This window comes from Acidovorax sp. NB1 (assembly GCF_005405905.1).
In the GTDB taxonomy this organism is placed as follows: Bacteria; Pseudomonadota; Gammaproteobacteria; order Burkholderiales; family Burkholderiaceae_C; genus Acidovorax.
Map to the genome: position 1 here is coordinate 237,510 of NZ_BJHU01000026.1, position 23,623 is coordinate 261,132.

Consider the following 23,623-nt stretch of genomic DNA (forward strand, 5'->3'; position numbering starts at 1 on the left):
CCGAGGGCGCTGGGGAGGAGAGGAGGCTCTGCATGGAAATCTTGCGAATGGACCGTGCGCAGCTGGTGCGCTACGTGGCGCAGCAGCTGCACCACACGCTGCCTGACGACTTTGACCCCCGTGCGGACATCGACGCACACCTGGACGAAGCCCTGGCTCGCCTGCACGGATGCATCAATGCCGTGCGGCCCTGGCGGCAAGATTGCTTTGACCCGCTGCATTCCACGCAGTACTGCAGCTTTCTCTACTTTCTGGCCAACACCATCTGGCGCCGCACGGCCAGCACCGACACACCCACGCGCCTGTTTTTGCTGAACAAGGCCTTGAACGGCATCGATCTCTTCTACGAAATCGAGATGCCGCCGGTGTTTTTCATCGGACATTCCGTCGGCATCGTCTTCGCCAAGGCCACCTATGGCAACTTTCTGGTGATCTACCAGAATTCCACCGTCGGCAAGAACCATGGGGTGGCCCCGGTGCTGGGAGAGGGGGTCATCATGTACCCGGGCACGGCCATCATCGGGCGGTGCCAGGTGGGCGATGGCACGGTGCTGGCGCAGGGGGCCAGCCTGGTCAATACGGACTCACCGGGGCATTGCACCGTGTACCGTGGCGACGCTGGCCGGGCGGTCTTCAAGCCCACCCGGCACAACGCCCTGCACGACATCTTCCGTCTCTGACTCTCTGACTTTCTGACTTTCTGACCTTTGCGTCAGGCGCCTTCAAGGCCCATTCCCATGGCCTGCGTTGCATATTGAAGGTAGGTGACCGCGAACTCGGTGTGCCCATGCGCGTGCTCCACTTCGGCAAGGCATGCCAGGGCCACGGGATCGTGTGGCACGGCGTTGAGCACTTTCTCTGCCAGCTCGGTCACTGCCACCCAGTGGCGGTCTGTGATCCGGGGGGCGGATTCGCCCGTCGGCCGGGGCGGTGCGGCCGACCGTGCTTTTTCCACCAGGTTCTGCAGGCTTTGGTGCGCCGCTTGCAGGCTGACCCGCTGGCCGGGTTTCAAGCCGACGCCCGGGACCGGGGGCTGTTCCCACTCTGGCGGGAACTGGGATATCCATTCCTGGAGGGCCTGCTCTTGCGCCTGCGGGTCAGAGGGATGCTCCGCCTGCGCCAGCCACTTCAGCCACATGACCCGCAGGCCTTCGCCAAAGTGCCTGCAGTAAAGGTCTTCACGCATGAGCGCCGAGTTCTCCACCTCGCTGCGCAGGCTCAGCCGGAGCGCATTGAGCGCCTGGGCATCCGCTGCCAGGCCCGAGGCGATGCGCACATAGTCGTCAGGCCCTTCTGCCAGCCACTCAGTGCGCCCCAGGTAGTTGAGCATGCCCACGCCCATGCGGCTCTTGAAACTATCGCCCATCATGGAAACGATGGGCACGGCCATCCACAGCACATCGAAGGTGGTGGTGCCGCCGGTCAGTGGGAATGGGTCAAGCGCGATATCGATGCGGTGGTAGGTCAGGTACTGGTTGTCCTGGTTGAGCGGCACCAGCTCCAGCCGCGAAGGCGGGAGTCCCAGACCCTCGCACCGATCGCGGTAGGCCTGTGCAAACTCGGGTTTGTCGAAGTTTTTCCCCTCGATCAGCAGGCGCGAATGGGGCACGGCGTCCAGAACCCGCCCCCACAGCGCCAGCACCTCATCGGTCAGTTTGCCCAGGTTGTTGCAGGAGCCGAAGGTAATGAACCCGTTGTCCATCACCGGCGAGGGGCGCACCTGGTAGCGGGGCTGGTAACGCCACAGAGGGTTGCGGCTCATGGGCCGGTAACAGGCAAACAGCGTGGGCAGTCGGTACAGCTGCTCTGTGTATTGGTCGTCGGCGTTGGGGGGGTCGGTGATTTCGTCCGTGAACTTGTAGTCCACGGCTTGCAGGCCAGTCGTTGCCGGGAAGCCCAGCCAGGACACCTGCAGCGGCGCAGCCTTGTGCGCGAGGATGAGCAGGCCGTTGTTGCCCGTGTGGCCCGCCAAGTCCACCAGAATGTCGATGTTCTGGGCGCGGATGGCCTCTGCCTGTTCCTGGGGGCTGAAGCCGGACAGGCGTACGAAGTGGTCAACATGGCACTCCACCCGATCGGTGACATGGTCGCCTTTGGGGAACAGGTAGAAGGCATACACCTCGAACTGCCGCCGGTCCAGCTGCGCCAGCAGCCCCTCGACCGAGTACATGACGGCATGCATGCGGAAGTCGGGTGACAGAAACCCGATCTTCAAGCGGCGCCAGGGGGCGCCGCGGTGGCCCTCAAAGCTGGGCCAATCGGGGCGCAGCGGGGGCTCAAACACGTTGCCAAACTGACGGGCGGCCTCCGACAGCTGCGTCGCGCTTACCTGCGGGTCCGCCAGCATGAACAGCAGCCTGTTGGTGTAGTTGCCAGGGTCGCTCGGGTTGAGTGCGATAGCCCGTTCGCAATCCTGCACCGCCTCGCGCACCTGGCCCAGCTCTCGGCGGTGAATGGCGCTTTGCATCAACGCACCGACCGTCAGTGGCACGGAGTCAGACAGCGCGAGTGCCTTTTGGCTGGCCTCAAATCCCTTGCTGTGCAAGTTGATCAGATAGCAACACTCGGCCAGCTTGATCCAGGTGACGGCCTGCTCGGGGCGCAGTTCGCAGACTTTCTCAAGGTGCGGAAGCGCGTCGTAGTTGCGTGCTTGCTCAATCAAGACATTGGCGTAGTTGATGAGCAGCTCGGCATCTCCGGGCCAGTACACATAGGCTTGCCGGTAGGCCTTGAGGGCCTCGTCGAATGCACGCTGCTTGTGGAGCGAGAAGCCCAACAGCCGGTGTGCACCGAGGTGGCGGCCATTTTTGCGCAGAATTTGGCGGCACAGCCGCGTCAGCAAAGGCCAGTCTGCGGCGGTGAGTGCCGCATGGAGGCGGGGATCGTCCTGGGCGGTGTGTTTGGATTGCACGTGACTGCCGATCTACAAGCTAAGGAGCGGGGGCGCTGCACAGTGTGCCATGTGAAAAAGGGGCCCGGTGGGGCCCCTTTTGTTGCGTTGCTGGCCCACTGCGCAGCATGCGGGCCGGGTCCATCACTTGAGCAGCGACAGCACGCCCTGCGGGATCTGGTTGGCCTGGGCCACCATGGCCGTACCGGCTTGCTGCAGGATCTGGGCGCGCGACAGGTTGGCCGTTTCTGCCGCAAAGTCGGCGTCCTGGATGCGCGAGCGCGATGCAGACAGGTTTTCGGACGTGATCTGCAGGCTGGCAATGCTGGTTTCAAAGCGCGATTGCAGGGCGCCCAGCTTGGCGCGTTCGCCGTTGATGAAGGCCAGGGCCGAGTCCACCGTCTTGAGCGCGTTGGTAGCGTTGCTGAAGGTGGTCACATCCAGATTGGCCACAGCTTGCAGTGCAGAGCCACCGTCATCCAGCTGGGTTGCGTTGGTGGAGTCCACCGCGAACGACTTTTCCGAGTCCAGGACGATGTAGCCGCCTGTATTCACCATTTCCGCAACCGTGTTGGTACCGAGCGTCCTGGCCGTACCGTTGGAGGCTCCTGCCGCATCGTAGCCCGTGATCGTTACATCGGCGGCGTTTTGAATGGTGGTGTCGCCGATGACGATGTCATTGCCGGTGGCATTGGTCAGGACGATTTGCGTACTGTCTGGGCTCAGCGAAGCATTGATGCCCGTCTTGGCAGCCTGGTCGTTGATGGCAGACACCGCTGCCGACAGGCGGTCAGTGCCCGTAGCGGAGGTCAACGTGAACGATACGGTCACGGCTGCAGCAGACCCGGCATTGTCGCCCTGCAAAGTCAACGAATAGGAACCAGCGGCAGACATACCGCTCAACCGCACTTCGGTGCGGGCCGTCGCCGTCACACCCGTGGTGGCCTTCATACCATTGATCTGGTCGGCTGTTGCCTTGGCCGTAGCGTTCGAGCCCGCTGCAATGCTGTTGGTGCCCAGGTAGCCGCTGATGGCAATGGTGCCGGCCGCTACGCCATTGGAGGTCGCGCCCGCTGCCACAGTGGCCTGCGCGCCAACGCCCGAGCCGTTCGATGCCACGTTCTGGTTGTTGCCATACACCGTAGTGCGCAGGTTGGCCGTTGCTGCCACGATGGTCTGGTTGGCGTTGGCGCCCACCTGGAACTGCTGCGTACCAAAGGTACCGTCCAGCAATTTTTGGCCGTTGAATTCGGTCGTTTGCGAAATTCGGTCAAGTTCTGCCACCAATTGGCCGACTTCCTGTTGCAGGGCTTGGCGGTCGCCTGCGCTGTTGGAGGCGTTGGCCGATTGCACGGCCAGCTCACGCACACGCTGCAGGATATTGCCGGCCGACCCCATGGCGCCTTCCGCCACCTGGGCCAGTGAGATGCCGTCGTTCGCATTGCGAACAGCCTGGTTCAAGCCCCGGATCTGGCTGGTGAAGCGCTCGGAAATCGCCAGGCCGGCGGCGTCGTCTTTGGCGCTGTTGATGCGCAGGCCCGACGACAGGCGCTGGATGGCTGAGTTGAGCGACATCTGGCTGGTGCCCAGATTGCGCTGCGCTGTCAGCGAGCTGATGTTGGTATTGATGGTTGCTGCCATGGCGAAACTCCTTAACGTCGCAAGACGGATCTGTTTGCCGGTTCAAGCGCACCCGTCCGGCTGTCAATGAGGGAACGATGGGTGAATTGTGGGGATGCCACTTTTTTGTGTTAGCCCGATAAGCGGTCAAAAAGTCCCACAACTTGTGCGTTTGACCCTCAAGTTTTCCGGCGGCCACCCGAAAACACTCTCAACGGACCGTGAGTGGCCCGCCGTTCACCAGATGGCCCGCAGCTCTGGGAACCCAGGAGGCCAGCATGGTGCTGGCGCCCCGGCTGGCGGCAACGCCATATTCAGTCAGTTCTTTCAGGAGATTTGCAATGGCTTCCACCATCAATACCAACGTGGCTTCGCTGACCGCCCAGCGCAACCTGGGCATGAGCCAGACTTCGCTGAACACGTCCATCCAACGCCTGTCGTCGGGCCTGCGCATCAACAGCGCCAAGGACGACGCTGCGGGCTTGGCCATCTCCGAGCGCTTTTCCAGCCAGATCCGGGGTCTGAACCAAGCGGTTCGTAACGCCAACGACGGTATCTCCCTGGCTCAAACCGCTGAAGGCGCGCTCAAGGCGTCCGGCGACATCCTGCAGCGTGTGCGTGAGCTGGCCGTTCAATCGGCCAACGCCTCCAACAGTGCAGGCGACCGCCAAGCCCTGCAACAGGAAGTAGGTCAGCTGGTTTCCGAACTGGACCGTATCTCCCAAACCACGGAATTCAACGGCCAGAAGCTGCTGGACGGCACCTTTGGTACGCAGCAGTTCCAGGTGGGCGCCAACGCCAACCAGACCATCGTGGCGGCCACGGCCAACCTGCGCACTGGCGTGTACGGCAACAACCAGAACGTGGCATCCAACGGCTCGGGCATTGGCGCGCAAGCCACGGTGGCAGCGGGCGCAACGTCCAATGGCGTAGCGGCCGGCACCATTGCCATCAGCGGCTACCTGGGCACCAACAGCATTGCAGCGGGCTCGAATGCCACGGCCAAGGCAACGGCCGACCAGATCAATGGTATCAAGGCCACCACCGGTGTGACGGCTACTGCCCGCACCGAAGTGCGCTTGGGTGGCATGGCCTCGGCCGGTTCCTATTCGCTGACCTTGCAGGGCGACAATGTCGGGTCTGCTGCAGCCGTGACCGTGTCGTTCACGTTGACCTCCGCTACGGGTACCGACCGCCTGTCGGCTGCGGTGTCTGCCATCAATGACCAGTCTGCCAAGACGGGTATCAATGCTTCGCTGAGCTCGGACGGCACGCAAGTGATTCTGACCAACGCTACCGGCAATGACATTGTGGTGGGTGATACCGCCACTGCCAGTGCTGCCGATGTGACCGTCACCGGCTACGATGCTGCGGGCGCCAGCAATGGCACAGCCCGGACGCTGACGGCCAATACTGCTGCAGAAATGGTGAATACAGGCGGCTACATCGTCCTGGACTCGGAGAAGTCGTTTGCTGTGGACTCCACTACAGCAACCCAGCTGGATGACGGTGGCTCTGCACTGCAAGCTGTGGCCAATCTGGATGTGACCACCTTCAGCAACGCTACCAACGCGCTCAAGACGGTGGACTCTGCCCTGGCCTTCATCAACGGTGAACGCGCCAAGCTCGGTGCTTTGCAATCGCGCTTTGAAACGTCGATCAGCAACCTGCAGGTGACATCCGAAAACCTGTCTGCCTCGCGCAGCCGTATTCTTGACGCCGACTTCGCCGCCGAAACGGCCAACCTGTCGCGCGCCCAGATCCTGCAACAGGCCGGTACGGCGATGGTGGCCCAGGCCAACCAGCTGCCGCAAGGTGTGTTGGCCCTGCTGCGTTAATAGGCAGCGGGCATGGCAGTCAGGGCGTTGCAGCGCCCTGAAGTGGCCCAGGCGGCGGCAGATTTCTGTCGCCGCCCTTTGGCTTTTTGGGACAGCGGGTGCCAGGACCGCTGGATAAGACGGGTTTCCTGGCGTGTTTACGGACGTTCTTGATCGCCGTTCGGCGCCATAATTTCCGTTGAACCAGTTCAGGAGGTTGGTATGGCCACGATTTCATCCCCAGGCGTTGGTACGAACGGATTGGATGTCAAGAACATCATTTCCCAGTTGGTCGCGCTGGAAAAAAAGCCCCTGGATACGCTGAAGCTGCAGGCAGCGACAGTCAACACCAAGATTTCCGCTTTCGGCCAGATCAAGTCGCTGGTGTCTACGCTGCAGGATGCGGCGAGCAAGCTCACCAGCGTGACGGGCTGGAACGGTGTCTCCACCACCTCGTCGGACTCCAAATACGTTTCTGCCTCTGCCGTGGGGGGAACCCTGCCCACCACCTTCAGTGTTGAGGTGCAAAGCCTGGCCAAGGCGCAGGCCACTGCGTCGGCAGCCCTTTTGCCCGTGGGAGGGGCGCTGGGTGCGGGTACGCTGCGGCTGGAGCTGGGCAAGTGGAGCGTAGCGCCTTCGTCGTTCACGCCGGGCAGCGGCCAGCCGGTGGATATCGCGATCAGCGCGAGCGACAAGCTTTCTGACGTGGCCAGCAAGATCAATGGCTCCAACGCCGGGGTGACGGCCTCGATCCTGTCGGATGCATCCGGCGAGCGTTTGTTGCTGCGCAGCAAGAGCACCGGTGAGGAGTTCGGCTTCCGGTTGAGCGTGATGGAAGGCGGCGACACCGACCCTCAGAGCGCAGGCAACACCGATGCCACGGGCCTGTCGCGTCTGGTCAATGGCTCCACCGTCACACAGGCGGCTGCCGATGCCAAGGCCACGGTCAACGGGATTGCCGTGTCTTCGGCCACCAACACCTTTGCCTCTACGATCTCGGGCGTGACCTTCAAGGCGGAGCAAATCACCACGGCCCCGATCGAAATCACCGTGGGAAAGGACAACACGGCCATCCAGTCCAACATCGACGGTTTCGTGAAGGCCTACAACGCCATCAACGAACTGCTGCAGGAGGCGACCAAATACGACGCGAAGACCAACTCGGCAGGCTTGCTGCAGGGTGACTCGACCACAGTGGCGCTGCAGAACTCGCTGCGCAGCGCGATCCAGTCGGTCACCTCTGGCGGCGGCGGGTTCCAGCGCCTGGCCGATGTCGGCATCACGCAGCAGTTGGGCGGGAATCTGGCTGTGGACACCACCAAGCTCAACAAGGCGTTGGCCGAGAAACCGGACGACGTGAAGAACCTGTTCCGCAACACGGGCGGTGGCGCGGCCGACGGGATCGCGGTGCAGCTGAAGGCGCTGACCACCAACCTGCTGGCCAATGACGGCTTCTTCAAGTCGAAGGATGCCACCCTGCAGTTGAGCCTCAAGCGCAATGCCCAGGACCAAACCCGCGTGAACGAAAAGGTTGACGCATTTGAAAAACGCATCACGCAGCGCTATAACTCGCTGGACAAGCAGTTGAGCAGCCTGAATGGGTTGAATGCCTACATCTCGCAGCAGGTGGCGGCCTGGAACAAATCGACGGGCTAAACAGAGGCTTCAGTTTTTCTGGCGCTAGCCGATAACTCAAGTAATACCTCGGAAGGATTGTCAGCATGTTCAGCGCCTACAGCCCCCGTGCAGCCAACGCTTATCAGCGCATCAATGTAGAGACCAGCATGCACACGATCGACCAGCACCAGCTGGTCAGCCTGTTGTATGAGGGGGTTCTGAATTCCATCGCCACGGCGCGTGGTTCCATGGCACGGGGCGACGTGCTGGGGAAGGTCAACGCCATTGCCAAGGCGGTCCGCATTCTTGAGGAGGGCCTGAGCACCTCGCTCGACAGGGTGGACGGTGGCGAGTTGGCCGAAAATCTGGGCGCGCTGTACGACTACTGCATGCGACGCCTGATCCTGGCCAATGCCCGCAATGACGATGCGATCATGCAGGAAGTCATGCGCCTGATCGAGCCCGTGGCCCAAGGCTGGAACGACATCAAGAAAACCGGTGCTGCAGCTGCTTCAGCCAACCCGCCCTCCGCCACTGGCCAGCCCATGCTTGTGGAGGCGTAAACCATGTCCCACATGTTGATTGACTATTACAAGGCGATTGAAGACAGCAGCGCCAAGATGCTGGAGGCTGCCCGGCTGAAGGACTGGGACGGTGTGGTGCGCTACGAGGGCGCCTGTGCCGTGCTGATCGAGCAGCTGCGCTTCAAGTCGCAGGAGCACGAGTTGCTGCCCGAGCACCGCCGCGAGAAGACCCGCATCATGCAGCGCATCCTGCGCAACGATGCCCAGATCCGCTGCCTGGCTGAGCCCTGGCTGGCGCAGTTCGAACACCTGTTCGACGGCCAGCCGCAGATGATGCACTGAGGCGTGCGCTGAGCCCCAAAAAAAGCCGGCCTGGAAAGGTCGGCTTTTTTATTGGGGAAAATGGGCTTCTCCGCGCTCCCATCAAGCGTTTTTTGCTATCAAATTAGGAATTCAGTGTGGGCGCTATCACTGGATGCGAGCGCGCGCCCATGTCAGGGATGCCGAGCAAGGGCCGCCCCGCAGCGAGGGCATCGTCCCCTTGTCCCCAGCGCGCAGGGCTGTGAGAGCGAGGGGCGGCGGCGCAGCCGCTCAGTGGGGTGCTGCTGCGTGGGGTGCCGCTGCTATACCTGCATGTTCATGATGTCGGTATAGGCCTGCACCATGCGGTTGCGCACATGCAGCGTGGCCTGAAAGCCGATCTGGGCCTTCTGGATGGCCACCATGGTTTCTTCCAGGCTCACCGAGGGGTTCTCCAGCTGAACCTCCCGTTGCAGTTCGGATGAGCGGTTCTGTGCCGCGCTCACCGACTGCAGGGCGCCTTTGAGGGCGCCGGAAAATCCCACTTCGTTGCCGGTTTCCTGGGGTGCCGCGGCACGGCGCGCCACGCCTGCGCCCGTCAGGGGGGCGGTAGAGCTGGAGATGCGAAGGTCCATGGCGGTATCCGTAGGGAATGGCGGTATGCTGCGTATCCTAGCCACCGCCCTGGCGTCCATCCCCCTGAAATGATGGTCAAACGGGCGGCTTATCCAGCGAACATGGTGGAGGCGTGACCGAATAATCGACACCACGCTAGGTCTGTTGCCGGACCTGCTTTACTGGAAAAGCAAGATGTCTGCTGTTGCTGAAGTCCCTCTCAATCCGCTCCCGCCGCCCGCCAGTCCCAACTGGCTGCAGCGGCTGTCCGCCCTCGACCGGGCGCAGCGCATGCGGCTGGGCGTGGGCGTGGCGCTGCTGGTCGCTGCTGCCGTGGCTGCCATTGTCATGGGGCGCCAGCCCGACTACCGGGTGCTGTTCGCCAACCTGAACGACAAGGATGGCGGCGCCATCGTGGCCCAGCTGTCGCAGATGAATGTGCCCTACAAACACTCCGAAGGGGGCGGTGCCATCCTGATTCCGGCAGACCGGGTGCACGACGTGCGCCTGCGCCTGGCCACCCAGGGACTGCCCAAGGGCTCGGTGGCTGGTTTCGAACTGATGGAATCCAGCAAGTTCGGGATGACGCAGTTTCAGGAGCGCCTGAACTTCCAGCGTGGCCTGGAGGGCGAGCTGACCCGCTCCATCCAGGCGCTGTCGTCGGTACAAGGTGCGCGCGTGCACTTGGCGCTGCCCAACCAGAACGGGTTCTTCCGCGAGCAGCAAAAGCCCTCGGCATCGGTGCTGGTGAGCCTGCACCCCGGCCGCATCCTGGACCGTGCCCAGCTGGCTGGCATCGTGCATTTGGTGGCTTCCAGCGTGCCAGAGTTGTCTCCCTCGGCCGTCAGCGTGCTGGACGACACGGGCAAGCTGCTGTCGCAGACGCCCGATACCGCCGCCGGGGCCGAAGTGAATGCGCAGCAGCTGCTGTATGTGCAGCAGATCGAGCAGCAGTACACCCGCCGCATCATGGACATCCTTGAGCCCGTGGTGGGCCGGGACAACGTCAAGGCCCAGGTCACGGCCGAAGTGGATTTCACGCAGACAGAGTCCACCTCCGAGCAGTTCCGCCCCAACCAGACGCCCGACTCCAGCGCGGTGCGCAGCCAGCAGGTGCTGGAGAGCCGGGGCAGCTCCAGCAAGACCGCCACGGGTGTGCCCGGCGCGGTGGCCAACCAGCCACCCGCACCTTCGACCGCCCCCATCAATGGCGCGAACCCCGCCCCCAATGCCGGCGGCCAGCAGGGCACGGAAGAGCAGACGAACAAGCGCGAGTCCACCACCAACTACGAAGTGGACAAGACCGTCCGCGTCACGCGCGGCAGCACAGGCGCCGTCAAGCGCCTGAGCGCGGCCGTGGTGGTGAACTACCAGTCTGGCGAGGACAAGGGCAAGCCGATCACCAAGGCGCTCACGCCCGAACAGATCGAGCAGATGACGGCCCTGGTGCGCGAGACCATTGGCTTCAACAAGGATCGGGGGGACTCGGTCAACCTCATGAACACGCCGTTCCAGGTGGCTGCGGTGCCTTCCACTGACGTTCCGCTGTGGAAGCAGCCTGAGGTCGTCGATCTGGCCAAGACCTTTGCGTGGCCGGTGGGTGCGGTGCTGTTTGCTGCGCTGGTGCTGCTGGGCCTGGTGCGGCCCGCACTCAAGGCGCCTGCACCAGCCAAGGCCAGCGCCGCACCGGTGCCCGGTGGCCAGCTCGATGCCCTGGAGGCCGACACGCCCGAGCGCCCCGCGCTGCCCGCACCGTCCAGGAAGGACGAAGCGGTGCCCGCGACCCCCGAGCAACTGCGCCTGGAAGACGCGCGCGTGCTTGCCAAGGAGAATCCGGTCGCTGTGGCGAACATTCTCAAGACCTGGCTCAACGGCGACGCCGCCGCCTAGCCACCGATTGCACGGACTCCCACCATGGACGACCAAGGCCTTCACGATGCCGCCATCATGCTGATGTCCCTCGGCGAAGAGGAGGCGGCCGAAGTATTCAAGCATTTCTCGCCCAAGGAAGTGCAGAAGCTGGGCGAAACCATTGCGCGCATGCGCTCGGTCTCGCGCGAGAAGGTGGACGAGGTCATCAACAAGTTCTCGAACGCTGCAGCCGCACAAAGCCTGCTGGTGTCCGACACGGGCAACTATGTGCGGGCTGTGCTCAAGCGCGCCCTGGGCGATGACAAGGCCGGGCTGCTGATCGACCGCATCCTGCAAGGGGGCGATGTCTCGGGCATCGAGAGCCTCAAGTGGATGGACCCGCTGTCGGTGGCCGAGCTGCTGCGCAACGAGCATCCGCAGATCGTGGCCGCCATCCTGGTGCACCTGGACAGCGACCAGGCCTCGGGCATCCTGATGCATCTGACAGACCGCCAGCGCAGCGAAATCCTGTTGCGCGTTGCCACGCTCGAAGGTATCCAGCCCACGGCCCTCAAGGACCTCAACGAGGTGCTCTTCAAGGTGCTGGCGGGCGGCGACAAGATCCGCAAAAGCTCGCTCGGGGGCGTCAAGGCCGCCGCCGAAATCATCAACCTGCTGGGCGGCAACATGGACGCCGTGGTGCTCGAATCCATCCGGGGCTACGACCCGGACCTGGCCCAGAAGATCATGGACAAGATGTTCGTGTTCGAGGATGTGCTAAAGCTCGACAACGCCGCCATCCAGTCTGTGCTCAAGGAAGTGGCGTCCGAGACCCTCATCGTGGCGCTCAAGGGCGCCGTGCCCGAGCTGCGCGAGAAGTTTCTGTCCAACATGTCGTCGCGTGCCGCCGAAGCGCTGCGCGAAGACCTGGAATCCCGTGGCCCGATGCGGCTGTCCGAAGTGGAAGCGCAGCAGAAGGAAATTCTCAAGACGATCCGGCGCCTGTCCGATGAAGGCCAGATCGTGATCGGAGGCGGCGGTGATGATGCCTTCGTCTAACAACCAGCGGTCGTATTCGCGCTTCATCCCCAGCGAGGAAGTGGGCGACTTCAAGGCGTGGAAGTTCAGCGCGGTGGACGGCTCGGACCTCGTGGAGCCCGTGCCGGAGCCGGTGGCGGAAATCCCGGTCGAGGTTGATGAAGCCGCGCTGCAGGCGCAGCAGGAGCTGCTGCAGCAAGCCAGCGACGACGCCTATGCCGAGGGTTTTGCCCGGGGTCAGGCGCAGACCGCGCTGGAGTGGCAGCGCCGCATGGACGACTACATCGCCCAGCAGGGGCAAGAGGCCGCGCAGCGCCTGCAGGGGGTGTTGCAGACATTGGACGCCAGCCTGATCGACATGCAGCAGCAGATGGCCCAGCAGCTGCTGGAATTGGCATGCGACATTGCGCGCCAGGTGGTGCGCCAGGAGCTGTCCGTCAACCCCAACGCCTTGCAACCCGTGGTGCGCGAAGCTGTGGGCATGCTGCTGACCGAGGGGCGGCCCGCCACGGTGCGTCTTAATCCGCTCGATATGGAGTCAGTGGCACAACCGTTGCGTGAAGAGCTGGATGGGCCGGGGGTGCAGTGGATTGCGGATGGGGCCGTGCGCGCTGGCGGTTGCCTGGTGGAGTCTGCAGGCACGGTGGTGGATGGCAGCCTGGACAAACGCTGGCAGCGTGCCATTGCTGCCCTGGGCCTGCAGTCGCCCTGGGACGAGGGAGAAGGCGATGAGCGCTGAGGCTCCCTCTGCCTGGACGCGTTTCATGGACGACGCGCGTGAGCGCGTAGCCGAAGGGGCGCCGCTGGAAACGCGTGGCACGCTCACCCGCTTGACGGGCCTGGTGCTGGAGGCCGTGGGCATCAAGGTGCCGGTGGGATCCCAGTGCATGGTGCAGATGCCGGGCCGGGAGCCGGTGCTGGCCGAGGTGGTGGGTTTTTCCGCCGACCGTGCGTTTTTGATGCCAGCGGGCGACATCCACGGCCTGTCGAGTGGTGCCAGTGTGTTTCCGGCCGCGCCCTACATTCCTATCCCCCGCCTGGGCGAGCCGCCCCGGCCTGTGCAGCGTGCGGGCGTGCTGCGCCTGCCCATGGGCGACGGGTTGCTGGGGCGCGTGGTGGATGCCCAGGGCCTGCCCCTGGACCATGGCGGCCCGGTGCAGGACGTGGCGGCCGAGCCCATGGGGCGCCGACAGATCAATGCCATGGACCGTGACCCGGTGCGCGAGCCGCTGGACACGGGCGTGCGAGCCATCAACGCCCTCTTGACCGTGGGGCGTGGCCAGCGTCTGGGCCTGTTTGCAGGCTCCGGGGTGGGCAAGAGCGTGCTGCTGGGCATGATGGCCCGCTACACCCGGGCCGACGTCATCGTGGTCGGTCTCATTGGCGAACGGGGCCGCGAGGTCAAGGAGTTCGTGGAAGACATCCTGGGCGCCGAGGGCCGCGCGCGCTCGGTGGTGGTGGCTGCACCTGCGGACGCACCGCCGCTGCTGCGCATGCAGGGCGCGGCTTATGCCACGGCCGTGGCCGAACATTTCCGCGACAAGGGGCAGCATGTGCTGCTGCTCATGGATTCGCTCACCCGCTATGCCATGGCCCAGCGCGAAATCGCTCTGGCCATTGGCGAGCCGCCCGCCACCAAGGGCTACCCCCCGTCGTGTTTTGCCAAGCTGCCCGCTCTGGTGGAGCGCAGCGGCAATGGCCTGCACGGCGTGGGGTCCATCACCGCTTTCTACACCGTGCTGTCGGAAGGTGACGACCAGCAGGACCCCATTGCCGATGCGGCGCGCGCCATCCTGGATGGGCACATCGTGCTGTCGCGGGCACTGGCCGAGACGGGGCACTTCCCGGCCATCGATATCGAGCAATCGGCCTCCCGGGTGATGCACAACGTGGTGTCGCGCGGGCACTTTGACCTGGCACGCAACTTCCGCGCCGTGTACTCGCGCTACCAGAAGAGCCGGGACCTGGTGCAGGTGGGTGCCTACATGAGTGGCTCGGACCCTGCGCTGGACGAGGCCATCCGCCTCCAGCCGCAGATGGCGGGCTTTTTGCAGCAGGACATGTTCGAGGCGGCCTCCATGGACCAGAGCGTGACGGCCATGGCCTCGGTGCTGGACCGCTGACCGCCACGGGTAACCCGCCATGTCCAGCCTGAACTCCCTCGCCGTTGCCGTGGATGTGGCTTCCCGCAAACGGGATGCCGCACGCAAGGTGCTGCAGGACGCACTGGCTGCGCAGCAGGCGGCGCGTGCGCAACTCGACCAGCTGGAAGACTACGCCCGCGAAACCGAGTCCCACTGGGGGGTGAAGGCCGACACCGCCATGCAACCCGAAGTGATGTACCACCACTACCAGTTCATGAACCGCCTGGGCCATGCGGCCAGCATTCAGACGGGGGTGGTCAGCGACCAGGCGGGGCGGGTGGAGAGTGCCCAGCGCGCGTTGCTTGAGGCGGAGTTGCGCCTCACCAGCCTGCGCAAGGTGGTGGACAAGCGGCGCCACGATCTGGAGCTGCAGCAAATGCGCAGAGACCAGAAACAGACCGATGAACGGGCCGCGCTGCAGTACCGCAGCGCAGGCCAAGGGGCCCAGGGCCAGGAGCATTGACCATGGAACAGACAAAAATTTCCTCAGGGCAGGGCGGCACACACGCAGCCCACGCCACGCGGGCGAAAACGCCTGCGCAACAGCAAGGAACGGACGCTGCGGATGCAGCCTCGGCAGGGGGGTTTCTTGCGTTGCTGGCTGCGCTCGACGACGTGTCTGCAGAAATGGCTCCGACGGACCTCGCTGCAGGTCCCGCGCAACGGGATATGGATGCTGCGGCCATGGCGGCCTGGCAAGGGCTGTTTTCGCCAACCCAGAATGACCTTTCCAACACGGGATTGGTGCGGCAGGCCGACGGGACGCTGCGCCCGGAGTCCTTGGTGAACGGGGTGCTGGCAGGCACGGGGGCTGCGGGCGACATGGCGATGAACGACCCGCTGGTCAACGGAGGGCTGCCCCAAGGGCTGGTGGCCGAGACGGCAAAACTCGACACTTCGGCGGATTTCAAGGACCTCAAGGAGACACCAACCCAAAGCACGGTGGCTGGATTTGGCCGCAGCTTCTCGCGCATGCTGGGCACCCAGGCCCAGCGGGTGGGGGGGGCTGGAGGGGCGGAAGTTGCCACGGGTGCAGCCTTGGGCGCGGACGCTGCGCAGCGCCATTCCGCGTCTCAGGGCGCTGCGGCGGCGCTCGCCCAGGCCACTGGCGAACGTGCGACCGTGGGAGCGCTGGTCGCGAGCGCCGTAGCGGAGCGCGGCGTTGGTACGCCCGCATCTCCAGAGGGGCGTGACATGGTCTTCGCTGGGGCCGACAGTTTGCTGGCGGGTGTGGTGGCCGCCAGAGGGGCGGAGGCTGCGCCTGGCGGGCGCCCTGGCGAGGGGAATGCCGGAGGCGGCGGCTGGTCCGATGGCGCAGCGGGTATGTCTCCCCTGGAGCATGGGAACACCGACAACACTGCCGTGTTTGTGGACCCTGCTGCAGCCGGAGCCGAGGAGCAGGTGGCCGATCAGGTGGCCTACTGGGTCAACCAGAAGACGCAGAACGCTGAGCTGACGCTCAACCGGGACGGCCAGCCTGTGGAGGTTTCCGTGTCCCTGTCCGGCAATGAAGCGCATGTCACCTTCCGCAGCGACCAGGCGCAGACACGCGAGATGCTTGATCAGAGCATGGCCCAGCTGCGGGATCTGTTGCGCAGTGAAGGGCTGGTGCTGTCGGGTATGTCGGTGGGGACATCGACACGGGATGGCGCAGGCCCGCAGGGCGGTGACGCGGGGCAGTCCCGTGGCCGCGACGGCGCCCGCCAGGCCCAGGTGCTGTCGAGTGCGCCGGTCGGCACCGCATCGCTGGCGCGTGACGGCAGTGGGCCCGACCGCAGCGTGGATATTTTTGTGTGATCTTTTCACGCCAGGTGGGGAGGGCAGCGCAGGCTGCCACCACCAGCGCACCCCCGAGTGCAAGGGGGCGAGCGCGGTGAATGCCATGGTTTTGGGCTTTTATTCTGGCTATTATTGGTTACACCCCCGTCCAATAATGGGCCATCCGGCTTTGCTTGCACTTTGATAGCGCAAGTGTGGCCTGCTCCCTACCGCAAGGAACACCATCGTGTCAGCCAATCCCCCCGCAGCGGCCCCCGCGAAAAGCAAGAAGATGCTCATCATCATCATCGGCGTCGTTGTGGCGGTGCTGGTGATTGGTGGGGGTGCTGCGGCTTGGTTCATGACCCGCTCGCACGGGGATGAAGAGGAGGGTGGTGGTGCACCCGCTGCCCGCAAGGAGGCGCCCAAGGTGGCCCCTACTTTCCTGCCCATGGAAAACATGGTGGTCAACCTGGCCGATCCTGGCGGGGATCGGTTTGCCCAGATAGGCATCACCCTGGAGCTGGAAGACGCCAAAACCGCCGATCAGGTCAAGCTGTACCTGCCGACCATTCGCAGTGGCATCCTGATGCTGGTGTCCCAGCGCACGTCGTCCGAGCTGCTGATGCGCGAGGGCAAGGAGAAGCTGGCCGCCGACATTCGCCGTGAAGTCTCCCGGCCCCTGGGGTATTCGGTGCCCACCGAGCGTGAACGTGCGCGTGCAGCTGAGGCCGACCAGGATGGAGAGGCTGAAGACCGCCCGGCGCGCAAGCGCACCGAGCGCAATCCCGTGCTGCGGGTGCTCTTCTCCAACTTCATCATTCAGTGACACGGGCAAGGACCAGCCATGAGTGATTCATTTCTTTCGCAGGAAGAGGTTGATGCCCTTCTCGAAGGGGTCACTGGCGAAAGCCAGAAGTCGGTCGAGGAAGTGGCCGAAGCGGGGTCCGTACGCAACTACGACATTTCCAGCCAGGAACGCATCGTCCGTGGCCGCATGCCGACGATGGAAATCGTCAACGAGCGGTTTGCGCGCAACTTCCGCATCGGGCTGTTCAATTTCATCCGGCGCAGCCCGGAAATTTCGGTGGGCACAGTGTCCGTACAGCGCTACAGCGCCTTTCTGCGCGAGCTGGCAGTGCCGACCAACTTCAACATCGTGGCGATCCGCCCCCTGCGCGGGAGCGGGCTCATCGTGTGCGAGCCCTCGCTGGTGTTCGGCATCATCGATACGCTGTATGGCGGGGTTGGCAAGTTCCAGACCCGGATCGAGGGGCGCGATTTTTCGCCCACCGAGCAGCGCGTCATCAACCGGCTGGTGGATGTGATCTGCACGGAGTACAAGAAAGCCTGGCAGGGCATCTACCCGCTGGAGCTGGAGTACCAGCGCTCGGAAATGCAGCCCCAATTCGCCAACATCGCCACGCCCAGCGAAATTGTGGTGTCCACGGCCTTCCAGCTGGAAATCGGCGACCTCTCCGGTGCCATCCATGTCTGCATGCCGTATGCCACGCTGGAGCCGATCCGCGATGTGCTGTATTCGTCCACGCAGGGCGATTCCATCGAGGTGGACCGCCGGTGGGTGAACGTGCTCAAGCGCGAAATCCAGTCTGCAGAAGTCACGCTGGTGGCGGAGCTGGCCAAGGCCGACGCCACGGTGGAGCAGTTGCTGGCCATGAAGCCAGGTGACTTCATCGAGCTGGACCGAGAGCCCCGCATTCGGGCATCGATCGGAGGGGTTCCTATTTTTGAATGCCAGTATGGAACCCACAACTCCAAGTACGCCATCCGCATTGAAGAATGCTTGCGTAATTCGGACATGAGCTGGCTGGGAGAGAAAAATGGCAACTGAAGAAGACAACAAGGACGCAGGCGCAGAAGACCCGTTTGCGGGCTGGGCCGAGGCGCTGGAAGAGCAAAAACGCACCGACGACAAGCCTGCGGACGCAGAGCAGGGTGGCCCGTTGTCCGGCGAGCCCGTGCGGCCGTTTTCCGGCTCCGCAGGTTCGGACGGAACCGTCAACGACATCAACATGGTGTTGGACATCCCGGTCCAGCTGTCGGTGGAGCTGGGGCGCACCAAGGTGCCGATCAAGTACATCCTCCAGCTGGCGCAAGGCTCGGTGGTGGAGCTGGATGCGCTGGCAGGCGAACCCATGGACGTGCTGGTCAACGGCTACCTCATCGCCCAGGGCGAGGTGGTGGTGGTGAACGACAAGTTCGGTATCCGCCTTACCGACGTGGTGACCCCGTCCGAACGCCTGCGCCGGGTCAGCCGTGGATAGTGGGAGCATGACCCAGACCCTGCTTGTGGTGGTGCTCTTTGTGGGCGCCATGGCCGCGCTGCCCTGGCTGGTGCGCCGCGTGCAGCAGCGCCATGCTGCTGGCGGCGTGGCTGCAGGGGCTGCATCGCGTGTGGTGTCAGCCGTGGCGGTGGGGCCGCAGCAACGGGTGGTGACTGTCGAGGTCGGGCCCGAGCACGCGCGCACCTGGCTGGTGCTGGGGGTGACGGCGCAGCAGGTGAGTTGTCTGCATGTGTTGCCCGTATCGCCCGTGCCTGTGTCGGCCATGGCCGGTGTAGGCGCCGGGGTGGTGGAGGCGCCTTCGTTTGCGCAACAGATGGCAGCGGCTGCCGCAGCCACGGTCCCGGCCCCTGAAAAGGCGAGCCATGGTTGACCGATTGCCAACGCGCGCACCGGGCTGCAAGGGGAGGGCTTGGGGGTTCTGGCTGCTGGCCGCCCTGGCGGGGATAGCGGGGCTGGGGGGGCAAAGCCCGGCGTTTGCGCAGGCGGCCGGAAGTCTGCCCCTGGTGGTGGGCAGCGGCCCCACGGGCACCAGCTATTCGGTGCCGATCCAGACGCTGCTGTTTTTTACCGCGCTGTCCTTCTTGCCTGCCGTGCTGCTCATGATGACGGGCTTCACCCGCATCGTGATTGTGTTGTCCCTGCTGCGGCAGGCGCTGGGCACGCAGTCTGCACCACCCAACCAGGTCATCATCGGGTTGTCGCTGTTCCTGACCTTTTTTGTGATGGGCCCCACCCTGGACCGTGTGTACCAGGAGGCCTACGTGCCCTACACCAACAACACCATCACCTTCGAGCAGGCGCTGGACAAGGCCGAGGCGCCCATGCGCGGCTTCATGCTCAAGCAGACGCGGCAGTCTGACTTTGCGCTGTTCTCGCGGCTGGCCCGCCTGGACCCGAGCGTGACGGCAGAGACCGCCCCGATGCGGGTGCTGGTGCCGGCGTTCGTCACCAGCGAGCTGAAGTCGGCGTTCCAGATCGGCTTCATGATCTTCATCCCCTTCCTGGTGATCGACATGGTGGTGTCGAGCATCCTGATGTCCCTGGGCATGATGATGCTGTCGCCGGTGCTGGTGGCCTTGCCGTTCAAGCTCATGCTGTTTGTGCTGGCGGATGGCTGGAACCTGCTGATTGGCTCCCTGGCCGCCAGCTTTGTAACCTGAAGGAGGAGCACACGATGACTCCGCAAGTGGTACTGACCATCGGGCGTGATGCCCTGACCTTGCTCTTGATGATCTCCATGCCGGTGCTGGGGGTGGTCATGGCGGTGGGTCTGCTGGTGAGCATTTTCCAGGCCGTCACCCAGATCCATGAGGCCACCTTGGCGTTTGTCCCCAAGCTGATCGCTGCGATGGTGGTGTTTGCCATCGCCGGGCCCTGGATGCTTAGCACGCTGGTGGACTTCATCCGGCGAACCATCGAGTCCATTCCGTCGATGATTGGCTAGATTTTTTTATCAAAATATGCCTTCTGCGCCTGTCCATCAAGCGCTTGTAGCTATCATTTTTATAATTTTCTAGCGCCATGATCACCTTCAGCGAAGCGCAGATCATGGCCTGGCTATCGCCCATTCTGTGGCCGTTTCTGCGTGTCCTGGCCCTGTTCTCGGTGGCGCCGGTGTTCTCGATGCGGGTGATCCCCATGCGCGTGAAGATCGGGCTGGCGTTTCTGGTGGCGCTGTGTGCCCAGGGGGTGCTCGGGGAGCAGCCGGTCATCAGCGTCAACGGCCGCGAGGCCCTGGGTGCCGTTGCGCAGCAGGTGGCAGTGGGCCTGGCCATTGGGTTCTCTGTGCGGCTCGTGTTCGCTGCCGTGGAACTCGCGGGGGAAATCATTGGATTGCAGATGGGGCTGAATTTCGCCTCTTTCTTCGATCCTTCCTCCAACGCGCAAATCAGTGCGGTGGCGCGCTTTTTTGGGCACATGGCCACGCTGCTGTTTGTTGTGATCAACGGCCACCTGCTGATCCTGATGGCGGTAGTCAAAAGCTTTGACCGTTTCCCGGTCAACGGCAACTTCCTGCAGGCGCTGGCGCAAATGCGGCTGCACGAGCTGGGGGCGTCGCTCTTTTCGAGTGCACTCTGGATTGCCTTGCCCATGATTGCGCTGCTGCTGTTCGTCAATCTGACGATGGGCGTCATCTCCCGGGTGGCGCCGCAGATGAACATCTATGCGGTGGGCTTTCCCGTCACGCTCACCGTGGGCATGCTGGGCATTGCCGCCACGCTGCCCATGCTGGAGCAGCCCGTGCTGGCGCTGATGCAGCAGGCGGTAGACCTGTTTGCCGCGCAGCGATAGGGGTTGCACCAAGGCGTGGGAGGCGCCCCGTTTGCTCAGACCAGCTGGTTGCGGATGGCGTAGACGGTGAGTTCGGCGTTGTTGGACAGCTTGAGCTTTTCCAGCACGCGCGAGCGGTACACGCTCACGGTCTTGGGGCTCAGCATCAGTTCTTCGGCAATGTCCGACAGCCGCCGCCCGGAGGCGATCTTGATCAGCGTCTGCAGCTCCCGCTCGGACAGCGTGGTATGCAGAGCCTCGGGGGTGGGCTGGGCCAGGCTGTCCGCCAGCATCTGGGCCACTTCTGCGGTGAGGTATTTGCGACCCTGCATCACCGTGCGCACGGCCGCGATCAGCTCGACCGGGTCCCCCGCCTTGTTGGCATAGCCCTGCGCGCCCGCCTTGAGGCAGCGCAGCGCGTACTGGTCTTCGGGGTACATGGACACCACCAGCACCTTGATGGCGGAATGGGTCTCCCGCAGGCTGGTGAGCACTTCCAGGCCGCTGCGGCCCGGCATGTTCAGGTCCAGCAGCAGGACATCACAGGCGGCGGTGCGCAGAACCTCGCGCAGCTCGGAGTAGCCGCCCGCTTCGCCCGTGACCTGGATATCGGTCGCCTCGGCCAGCGTGTCGCGTATCCCGCGCCGCAGAACGGCATGGTCGTCGCACAGGACCACATGAATCACATCGCATCTCCCGGGACTGTTGGTGGGTGCGATGGTAGCGGGATGGACAGGATGACCGACGTCCCTTGCCCTGGCCGGCTGCTGATGTCCAGCCAGCCGCCCACGGTGCGCGCCCTCTCCTGCAGGCCCTTGAGCCCGAAGGCCTTGGGCTTGTCGAGCATCTCAGGGGCAATGCCCCGCCCGTTGTCTGCCACCTCCAGGGTCAGAACCCCTTCCTTGTCGGAGAGATCGATGTCCACCTTGCCGGGCTGGGCGTGTTTGGAGATGTTGGTCAGGGCTTCCTGCGCGGTGCGGTAGGCCACCAGCTGGATGTCTGCCGGGGTGTTGATGGTGTCGCTGCTGCTCTGCAGGCGGGTGGGGACACCGGTGCGGCGTTCGAAACCGGCGGCCAGCCACTGCACGGCCGCCACCAGCCCCTGCTCCAGAATGGGGGGGCGCAGGTTCATCATGATGCGCTGGCTGGCACCGATGGCATGCTGCAGCATGTCGGCCGCCGAGCTGGCATGTTCTTGCATGGCGGCGTCCGTGCTGTGGCGGCCGATCCAGGCCACGTCAAAGCGCACTGCAGTCAGTGCGCCGCCGATGTCATCGTGGATTTCGCGCGCGATGGACGCACGCTCCTGTTCGATGGAGGTTTGCAGGTGCTCCGCCAGCTCCGCCAGTCGGCGCTGGGACATGGCCAACTCGGCAACCGCCTGCTCGCGCATGCGCCGGGCCTCATGCACTTCCAGTGCACGTGCGATCACGTGGGGCAGGCGCTGAATATCGTCCTTGAGCAGGTAGTCGGCCACGCCCAGCCGCATGGCGTCTACGGCCGCCGCCTCGCCGATGGCGCCCGACAACAGGATGAAGGGCGGGTGTTGAGGCTTTTGCGCCACATGTGCCCACGCATCCAGTGCCGTGAACCCTGGCAGGCGGTAATCTGCCAGGATGATGTCGAACGATCCGGAGTCGGTGAGCCGCTGGAATTCGGAGAGGGTGTCTACCTGGCGCAACTGGCACTGGAGCCCGGACCGCCGCAGCGTTCGTCCCGCAAGTTCGTGATCAGCCAGTGAATCTTCGAGATGCAGGATTTCAAGGGTCTGGTCTGATGTTGCAGTGACCATAGGAGCGCTATCATAGGATACAAATTGGAACAAACAAGGGTGTTTGTCCCGTTGGGGTGGTTTCGGCGTCGGCGTCCAATGGGCGCGGATGCTACGGTGTGCACAAAGCTTGGAAGTCTTTGACGCATGTATCGTAGTCCCGTGTTTTTGCGTGCTTTGCTGCTACGTGCTGCGATGGAGAAACGATGCAATCTACGCTAACAACGCCTGGAGGGCCTGCAGTCCAGGTTCCCGTCATGGTGGCGGCGGAACTGCAGGACTCCTTGCTGGTGGTGATGCACGACCTTCACCGCCTGGAGGGGCTGCTGAACCACGCCACGGACAATCTGCTCGAGCGTTTCGGCGAGGCCAATGCGATGCTGACCGACGCGGTGGTCTCGGACTCTCCCGAACTGGTGGCGGCGCGGGCTGCGCTGCGCAGCGCGGTGACGGAGTTGCAGTTCCAGGACATGGCATCCCAACTGATCTGGCATACCACCAAGGTGCTGCAGGGTTGCGCTTTTCGCCTGGCCTCGGAAGCCATGGGCCATGAAGATGGCGAAGACGCGGCGCCTTTTGCAGAGATGGCGCCAGACAGGCCGAACCCTGTCACCCAGAGCGAGATGGATGCAGGTTCGGTGGACCTGTTTTGACCTTCACATCATTGGTTAGCCTATATATTCAAGTCAGTTGGAGCCATACATGCAATCGATCCTTGCCGTAGATGATTCACCTTCCATGCGGAAAATGGTGTCGTTCACCCTCACGGGCGCCGGCTATCACGTCGTGGAGGCAGTGGATGGGCAAGACGCCCTTGAAAAAGCCGAGACGCACAACATCGATCTGGTGCTGGCAGACCAGAACATGCCCCGGCTCGATGGCATTGGCCTGACCCGCAAGCTGCGCGAGCACCCCAAATTCAAAACCATTCCCATCCTGATCCTGACGACGGAGTCGAGCGACCAGATGAAGCAGGCTGGCCGCACTGCCGGTGCGACGGGCTGGCTGGTGAAGCCTTTCGATCCCAATCGTCTGATCGAAGTCATCCAGAAGGTGATCCGCTGAGCCGGGTTGACTGAGACCATCAAGTACACAGGAGCC

The 23,623-nt window shown here is 63.7% G+C and carries 25 protein-coding genes; 20 read left to right on the forward strand and 5 right to left on the reverse strand.

The features are described from left to right. The first annotated feature begins 32 nt into the window (after positions 1–32). The gene (locus AvAM_RS14180; protein WP_137747663.1) at positions 33–680 is read left to right on the forward strand and encodes a hypothetical protein; all 648 of its coding nucleotides are present in this window, start codon (positions 33–35) and stop codon (positions 678–680) included. Positions 681–712: 32 nt separating this feature from the next. Here AvAM_RS14180 and AvAM_RS14185 read toward each other — a convergent pair whose 3' ends face one another. Together AvAM_RS14185 and AvAM_RS14190 are read right to left on the reverse strand one after the other, a co-directional pair. Continuing rightward, positions 713–2,911 carry an acetylglucosamine transferase gene (locus AvAM_RS14185; protein WP_137747664.1) on the reverse strand — a complete coding sequence of 733 codons (2,199 nt, stop codon included), beginning with the start codon at positions 2,909–2,911 and terminating at the stop codon, positions 713–715. 123 nt (positions 2,912–3,034) lie between these two features. Beyond that, positions 3,035–4,531 (reverse strand): flagellin, encoded by a 1,497-nt coding sequence (locus tag AvAM_RS14190; RefSeq protein ID WP_137747665.1) that lies wholly within the window; start codon positions 4,529–4,531, stop codon positions 3,035–3,037. Between the two features lie 320 nt (positions 4,532–4,851). Here AvAM_RS14190 and AvAM_RS14195 point away from each other — a divergent pair, with 320 nt between their 5' ends. The 4 genes from AvAM_RS14195 to AvAM_RS14210 all read left to right on the forward strand — a co-directional run bounded on the left by AvAM_RS14195 (position 4,852) and on the right by AvAM_RS14210 (position 8,810). Further along, positions 4,852–6,348: a flagellin gene (locus AvAM_RS14195; RefSeq protein ID WP_137747666.1), complete on the forward strand. Its 1,497-nt coding sequence runs from the start codon at positions 4,852–4,854 to the stop codon at positions 6,346–6,348. Between the two features lie 201 nt (positions 6,349–6,549). Next, positions 6,550–7,983, forward strand: coding sequence for a flagellar filament capping protein FliD (fliD, locus tag AvAM_RS14200; RefSeq protein ID WP_137747667.1), 1,434 nt, complete (start codon positions 6,550–6,552; stop codon positions 7,981–7,983). Positions 7,984–8,048: 65 nt separating this feature from the next. Next, positions 8,049–8,507: a flagellar export chaperone FliS gene (gene fliS, locus AvAM_RS14205; protein ID WP_137747668.1), complete on the forward strand. Its 459-nt coding sequence runs from the start codon at positions 8,049–8,051 to the stop codon at positions 8,505–8,507. Positions 8,508–8,510: 3 nt separating this feature from the next. Next, the gene (locus AvAM_RS14210; RefSeq protein ID WP_137747669.1) at positions 8,511–8,810 is read left to right on the forward strand and encodes a flagellar protein FliT; all 300 of its coding nucleotides are present in this window, start codon (positions 8,511–8,513) and stop codon (positions 8,808–8,810) included. Positions 8,811–9,091: 281 nt separating this feature from the next. On the opposite strand, the gene fliE is transcribed toward AvAM_RS14210, so the two are convergent. After that, positions 9,092–9,403, reverse strand: coding sequence for a flagellar hook-basal body complex protein FliE (gene fliE / locus AvAM_RS14215; RefSeq protein ID WP_137747670.1), 312 nt, complete (start codon positions 9,401–9,403; stop codon positions 9,092–9,094). 175 nt (positions 9,404–9,578) lie between these two features. Here fliE and fliF point away from each other — a divergent pair, with 175 nt between their 5' ends. The 13 genes from fliF (at position 9,579) to fliR (ending at position 20,772) form a co-directional block, all read left to right on the forward strand. Next, positions 9,579–11,273, forward strand: coding sequence for a flagellar basal-body MS-ring/collar protein FliF (gene fliF, locus AvAM_RS14220; RefSeq protein WP_137747671.1), 1,695 nt, complete (start codon positions 9,579–9,581; stop codon positions 11,271–11,273). A gap of 24 nt (positions 11,274–11,297) precedes the next feature. Beyond that, a complete protein-coding gene (gene fliG / locus AvAM_RS14225; protein ID WP_094290251.1) occupies positions 11,298–12,293 on the forward strand; it encodes a flagellar motor switch protein FliG in 996 nt (331 codons plus the stop codon). Continuing rightward, positions 12,277–13,011: a flagellar assembly protein FliH gene (locus tag AvAM_RS14230; protein ID WP_137747672.1), complete on the forward strand. Its 735-nt coding sequence runs from the start codon at positions 12,277–12,279 to the stop codon at positions 13,009–13,011. The genes fliG and AvAM_RS14230 overlap by 17 nt, the downstream gene beginning before the upstream one ends. Continuing rightward, positions 13,001–14,395 carry a flagellar protein export ATPase FliI gene (fliI, locus tag AvAM_RS14235; RefSeq protein WP_137747673.1) on the forward strand — a complete coding sequence of 465 codons (1,395 nt, stop codon included), beginning with the start codon at positions 13,001–13,003 and terminating at the stop codon, positions 14,393–14,395. The genes AvAM_RS14230 and fliI overlap by 11 nt, the downstream gene beginning before the upstream one ends. Before the next feature lie 19 nt (positions 14,396–14,414). Then, positions 14,415–14,879 (forward strand): flagellar export protein FliJ, encoded by a 465-nt coding sequence (gene fliJ, locus AvAM_RS14240; protein ID WP_137747674.1) that lies wholly within the window; start codon positions 14,415–14,417, stop codon positions 14,877–14,879. 2 nt (positions 14,880–14,881) lie between these two features. Beyond that, a complete protein-coding gene (locus tag AvAM_RS25910) occupies positions 14,882–16,213 on the forward strand; it encodes a flagellar hook-length control protein FliK (RefSeq protein ID WP_249368142.1) in 1,332 nt (443 codons plus the stop codon). A 208-nt stretch (positions 16,214–16,421) separates the two neighbouring features. After that, positions 16,422–17,003, forward strand: a complete 582-nt coding sequence (fliL, locus tag AvAM_RS14250; RefSeq protein WP_171012229.1) for a flagellar basal body-associated protein FliL — start codon at positions 16,422–16,424, stop codon at positions 17,001–17,003. Between the two features lie 18 nt (positions 17,004–17,021). Continuing rightward, positions 17,022–18,026 (forward strand): flagellar motor switch protein FliM, encoded by a 1,005-nt coding sequence (gene fliM, locus AvAM_RS14255; RefSeq protein ID WP_137747675.1) that lies wholly within the window; start codon positions 17,022–17,024, stop codon positions 18,024–18,026. Continuing rightward, positions 18,016–18,459 carry a flagellar motor switch protein FliN gene (gene fliN, locus AvAM_RS14260; protein ID WP_137747676.1) on the forward strand — a complete coding sequence of 148 codons (444 nt, stop codon included), beginning with the start codon at positions 18,016–18,018 and terminating at the stop codon, positions 18,457–18,459. The genes fliM and fliN overlap by 11 nt, the downstream gene beginning before the upstream one ends. A gap of 7 nt (positions 18,460–18,466) precedes the next feature. Further along, positions 18,467–18,850, forward strand: coding sequence for a flagellar biosynthetic protein FliO (locus AvAM_RS14265; RefSeq protein WP_137747677.1), 384 nt, complete (start codon positions 18,467–18,469; stop codon positions 18,848–18,850). After that, entirely contained in the window at positions 18,843–19,640 is a 798-nt protein-coding gene (fliP, locus tag AvAM_RS14270) for a flagellar type III secretion system pore protein FliP (RefSeq protein WP_249368144.1), read from the forward strand. The genes AvAM_RS14265 and fliP overlap by 8 nt, the downstream gene beginning before the upstream one ends. A 14-nt stretch (positions 19,641–19,654) precedes the next feature. Next, the gene (fliQ, locus tag AvAM_RS14275; protein ID WP_137747678.1) at positions 19,655–19,924 is read left to right on the forward strand and encodes a flagellar biosynthesis protein FliQ; all 270 of its coding nucleotides are present in this window, start codon (positions 19,655–19,657) and stop codon (positions 19,922–19,924) included. Positions 19,925–20,001: 77 nt separating this feature from the next. Beyond that, complete coding sequence (gene fliR / locus AvAM_RS14280) at positions 20,002–20,772, forward strand: flagellar biosynthetic protein FliR (RefSeq protein WP_137747679.1); 771 nt, start codon at positions 20,002–20,004, stop codon at positions 20,770–20,772. Positions 20,773–20,807: 35 nt separating this feature from the next. Here fliR and AvAM_RS14285 read toward each other — a convergent pair whose 3' ends face one another. Both AvAM_RS14285 and AvAM_RS14290 read right to left on the reverse strand, forming a co-directional pair. Beyond that, positions 20,808–21,437, reverse strand: a complete 630-nt coding sequence (locus tag AvAM_RS14285) for a response regulator transcription factor (protein WP_137747680.1) — start codon at positions 21,435–21,437, stop codon at positions 20,808–20,810. Further along, positions 21,434–22,543 carry an ATP-binding protein gene (locus tag AvAM_RS14290; RefSeq protein ID WP_137747681.1) on the reverse strand — a complete coding sequence of 370 codons (1,110 nt, stop codon included), beginning with the start codon at positions 22,541–22,543 and terminating at the stop codon, positions 21,434–21,436. The genes AvAM_RS14285 and AvAM_RS14290 overlap by 4 nt, the downstream gene beginning before the upstream one ends. A 185-nt stretch (positions 22,544–22,728) precedes the next feature. Between AvAM_RS14290 and AvAM_RS14295 the strand changes: the two genes are divergently transcribed. Both AvAM_RS14295 and AvAM_RS14300 read left to right on the forward strand, forming a co-directional pair. Continuing rightward, positions 22,729–23,175, forward strand: coding sequence for a hypothetical protein (locus tag AvAM_RS14295; protein ID WP_063461672.1), 447 nt, complete (start codon positions 22,729–22,731; stop codon positions 23,173–23,175). A 49-nt stretch (positions 23,176–23,224) separates the two neighbouring features. Beyond that, positions 23,225–23,587 carry a response regulator gene (locus AvAM_RS14300; RefSeq protein ID WP_015015796.1) on the forward strand — a complete coding sequence of 121 codons (363 nt, stop codon included), beginning with the start codon at positions 23,225–23,227 and terminating at the stop codon, positions 23,585–23,587. Positions 23,588–23,623: the final 36 nt, after the last annotated feature.

Excerpts from the sequence above, each read along its gene's own strand:
- fliJ (WP_137747674.1), top strand. The coding sequence starts at position 14,415 with ATGTCCAGCCTGAACTCCCTCGCCGTTGCCGTGGATGTGGCTTCCCGC.
- fliQ (WP_137747678.1), top strand. The coding sequence starts at position 19,655 with ATGACTCCGCAAGTGGTACTGACCATCGGGCGTGATGCCCTGACCTTG.
- AvAM_RS14230 (WP_137747672.1), top strand. The coding sequence starts at position 12,277 with ATGATGCCTTCGTCTAACAACCAGCGGTCGTATTCGCGCTTCATCCCC.
- fliG (WP_094290251.1), top strand. The coding sequence starts at position 11,298 with ATGGACGACCAAGGCCTTCACGATGCCGCCATCATGCTGATGTCCCTC.
- fliD (WP_137747667.1), top strand. The coding sequence starts at position 6,550 with ATGGCCACGATTTCATCCCCAGGCGTTGGTACGAACGGATTGGATGTC.
- fliF (WP_137747671.1), top strand. The coding sequence starts at position 9,579 with ATGTCTGCTGTTGCTGAAGTCCCTCTCAATCCGCTCCCGCCGCCCGCC.
- fliP (WP_249368144.1), top strand. The coding sequence starts at position 18,843 with ATGGTTGACCGATTGCCAACGCGCGCACCGGGCTGCAAGGGGAGGGCT.
- AvAM_RS14300 (WP_015015796.1), top strand. The coding sequence starts at position 23,225 with ATGCAATCGATCCTTGCCGTAGATGATTCACCTTCCATGCGGAAAATG.
- fliE (WP_137747670.1), bottom strand. The coding sequence starts at position 9,403 with ATGGACCTTCGCATCTCCAGCTCTACCGCCCCCCTGACGGGCGCAGGC.
- AvAM_RS14295 (WP_063461672.1), top strand. The coding sequence starts at position 22,729 with ATGCAATCTACGCTAACAACGCCTGGAGGGCCTGCAGTCCAGGTTCCC.
- fliM (WP_137747675.1), top strand. The coding sequence starts at position 17,022 with ATGAGTGATTCATTTCTTTCGCAGGAAGAGGTTGATGCCCTTCTCGAA.
- AvAM_RS25910 (WP_249368142.1), top strand. The coding sequence starts at position 14,882 with ATGGAACAGACAAAAATTTCCTCAGGGCAGGGCGGCACACACGCAGCC.
- AvAM_RS14195 (WP_137747666.1), top strand. The coding sequence starts at position 4,852 with ATGGCTTCCACCATCAATACCAACGTGGCTTCGCTGACCGCCCAGCGC.
- fliS (WP_137747668.1), top strand. The coding sequence starts at position 8,049 with ATGTTCAGCGCCTACAGCCCCCGTGCAGCCAACGCTTATCAGCGCATC.
- AvAM_RS14180 (WP_137747663.1), top strand. The coding sequence starts at position 33 with ATGGAAATCTTGCGAATGGACCGTGCGCAGCTGGTGCGCTACGTGGCG.
- fliN (WP_137747676.1), top strand. The coding sequence starts at position 18,016 with ATGGCAACTGAAGAAGACAACAAGGACGCAGGCGCAGAAGACCCGTTT.
- AvAM_RS14265 (WP_137747677.1), top strand. The coding sequence starts at position 18,467 with ATGACCCAGACCCTGCTTGTGGTGGTGCTCTTTGTGGGCGCCATGGCC.
- AvAM_RS14190 (WP_137747665.1), bottom strand. The coding sequence starts at position 4,531 with ATGGCAGCAACCATCAATACCAACATCAGCTCGCTGACAGCGCAGCGC.
- fliR (WP_137747679.1), top strand. The coding sequence starts at position 20,002 with ATGATCACCTTCAGCGAAGCGCAGATCATGGCCTGGCTATCGCCCATT.
- AvAM_RS14210 (WP_137747669.1), top strand. The coding sequence starts at position 8,511 with ATGTCCCACATGTTGATTGACTATTACAAGGCGATTGAAGACAGCAGC.
- AvAM_RS14290 (WP_137747681.1), bottom strand. The coding sequence starts at position 22,543 with ATGGTCACTGCAACATCAGACCAGACCCTTGAAATCCTGCATCTCGAA.
- fliI (WP_137747673.1), top strand. The coding sequence starts at position 13,001 with ATGAGCGCTGAGGCTCCCTCTGCCTGGACGCGTTTCATGGACGACGCG.